The organism is Streptomyces sp. NPDC002785 (genome assembly GCF_040295565.1).
Classification (GTDB): domain Bacteria; phylum Actinomycetota; class Actinomycetes; order Streptomycetales; family Streptomycetaceae; genus Streptomyces.
Map to the genome: position 1 here is coordinate 1 of NZ_JBEOVN010000401.1, position 2,065 is coordinate 2,065.

General features: G+C 68.7%; 1 protein-coding gene. It reads right to left on the reverse strand.

What is annotated here, in order from left to right; all coding sequences use genetic code 11:
* Positions 1–206 precede the first annotated feature (206 nt).
* A complete protein-coding gene (serA, locus tag ABTZ94_RS37355; RefSeq protein WP_351207885.1) occupies positions 207–1,799 on the reverse strand; it encodes a phosphoglycerate dehydrogenase in 1,593 nt (530 codons plus the stop codon).
* Between the last annotated feature and the right edge of the window lie 266 nt (positions 1,800–2,065).

Here is a 2,065-nt window from a genome sequence, read left to right on the forward strand (position 1 = left end):
GCCAGGGGGGACCCCCTTCCGCGTTGGCCAAAAGCCCTGGTAGCTCCTTCCCCAAGCTCTCAGCTACGTTCGAGCAGGGGAGGCCCCACCCAAGGGCTTCCGGCCGCCTTGCGATCGCACGCACCGGACGACGCTCCTTACGGGGCAAACATTGCCGGTCACGGCACTAGATGCCGGGTACGCAGGGCGCTGAGTCGGTCAGTCGGTCAGTCGGTCAGATTCACCGTACGGGCCGATGCGGCGCCGATCTCCGTGGAGATCTCGGCGAGCACCGACGCCGGGACGTCGTCGTCGACGGTGAGCACGACCAGTGCCTCGCCGCCCGCGTCCGTCCGCGAGACCTGCATGCCCGCGATGTTCAGACCGGCCTCGCCGAGAATCCGGCCGACCGTGCCGACGACACCGGGACGGTCTTCGTAACGCAGCACCACCATGTGGTCGGCCAGCGCCAGATCCACGTCGTACTCGCCGACGGCGACGATCTTCTGGAGGTGCTTGGGGCCGGCCAGCGTGCCGGAGACCGCGACCTCCTCGCCGCCCGAGAGCGTGCCGCGGACGGTAACCACATTGCGGTGGTCCGGCGACTCGGAGCCGGTGGTGAGGCGGACCTCGACACCGCGCTCCTGCGCGAAGAGCGGGGCATTCACATAGGACACGGTCTCGTCGACCACGTCCTCGAAGACGCCCTTGAGCGCGGAGAGTTCGAGCACCTTGACGTCGTGCTGAGTGATCTCGCCGTACACCTCGACGTCGAGGCGGACCGCGACCTCGCCCGCGAGCGCGGTGAAGATCCGGCCGAGCTTCTCGGCGAGCGGCAGGCCCGGGCGTACGTCCTCGGCGATCACGCCGCCCTGGACGTTGACCGCGTCCGGCACGAGCTCACCGGCGAGGGCGAGGCGCACGGACTTGGCGACCGCGATGCCCGCCTTCTCCTGGGCCTCGTCGGTGGAGGCGCCGAGGTGCGGGGTGCAGACGACCTGGTCGAACTCGAACAGCGGGGAGTCCGTGCAGGGCTCCTTCGTGTACACGTCGAGACCGGCGCCGGCGACCCGGCCCTCCTTGAGGGCGGAGGCGAGCGCCTCCTCGTCGACGATGCCACCGCGCGCGGCGTTGACGATACGTACCGAGGGCTTCACCTTGTGCAGCGCATCGTGGCCGATCAGGCCGAGCGTCTCGGGGGTCTTGGGCAGGTGCACGGTGATGAAGTCGGCGACCTCGAGCAGCTCGTCCAGCGTCAGGAGCTTGACGCCCATCTGGGCGGCACGCGCGGGCTGCACATAGGGGTCGTACGCGACGATCTTCATGCCGAAGGCCGACATGCGCTGAGCAACCAGGACACCGATGCGGCCGAGGCCGACGACGCCCAGGATCTTCTCGCTCAGCTCGACGCCGGTGTACTTGGAGCGCTTCCACTCGCCGTTCTTGAGAGCGGTGTTGGCCTGCGGGATGTTGCGCGCGGTGGCGACCAGCAGACCGCAGGCCAGCTCGGCGGCGGTCACGATGTTGGAGGTCGGTGCGTTGACGACCATCACGCCGGCCTTGGTGGCGGCGGAGACGTCGACGTTGTCCAGACCGACGCCCGCGCGGGCGACGACCTTCAGCTTTTTCGCGGCGGCGACGGCCTCGGCGTCGACCTTGGTGGCGGAGCGCACCAGGATGGCGTCGACATCGGCGATCGCGGGGAGGAGCTCGGCGCGGTCCGCGCCGTTGCAGTGCCGGATTTCGAAATCCGGACCCAGGGCGTCAACCGTGGCAGGCGACAGCTCTTCAGCGATGAGTACGACAGGTTTCGAGCTCACGTGAGTCCTCACAAGTCCAGTGCGGACGGCCGTCCCGACGGCCGCAGGCGGTGGAGGGGCTTGCCGCGTGGAAGACGCACGACATTGTGGGCCTGACGCGTGTATGTGTGGAGAAGTGTAGTCATGCGTCAGGACGCATACTGCGCCCCGATGGAAGGATCACCCACACGGGGGTGGACGACTTGTACACACGTACGACGCCGCCTCTTCCAGCGGTGAAGCGGGGGAAACGCCTCGGGGGGCGGGTCCGAGACCCGCCCCCCGAG